Here is a 460-nt window from a genome sequence, read left to right as displayed (position 1 = left end):
GTTCGACGCCGGGCCGGACAGCCAGTAAGTGCGCCGCTGGAACGCGTACGTCGGCAGCGCGACCCGCCGCCCCCGGACCCCGCCGAACACCGCACGCCAATCCACCGGCACGCCCGCCGAGAACGCGGCGCCGACGCCTGACATGAGGTCACCGGCGGCACGAGATTCCTCGTGGGCAAATTCGGTGTTTGCCTTCGCAGATTCTTCGATCGGCGATTCCTTGTCGCCTTCCCGGGGAGCGCGGGAGAGGGCGATCCAATTGACGGGCTCGTCCGGGAGGCATTCCTGTCCCATGGCGGTCAGGACCGGAGCGGGCCCGACCTCCACGAATACGGAGACCCCGGTACGTGCCGCGGCCTGCACGCCGTCCGCGAAGCGGACGGCGTCGCGCACGTGCCGGACCCAGTACTCCGGATCGCACACCGTCTGCGCATCGGCGACCTCGCCCGTGACGTTCGAA

The 460-nt window shown here is 69.8% G+C and carries 1 protein-coding gene; it reads right to left on the bottom strand.

Going from position 1 to position 460, the window contains the following annotated elements; genetic code table 11:
- A partial coding sequence (locus LG396_RS38925; RefSeq protein WP_372483644.1) for an acyltransferase domain-containing protein occupies positions 1–460 on the bottom strand: 460 nt, incomplete at both ends.

Source organism: Streptomyces aculeolatus, assembly GCF_020400605.1.
GTDB lineage: Bacteria > Actinomycetota > Actinomycetes > Streptomycetales > Streptomycetaceae > Streptomyces > Streptomyces aculeolatus.
Note: the sequence above shows the minus strand (reverse complement) of the source record. Positions and strands in the feature narration are given on the sequence as shown.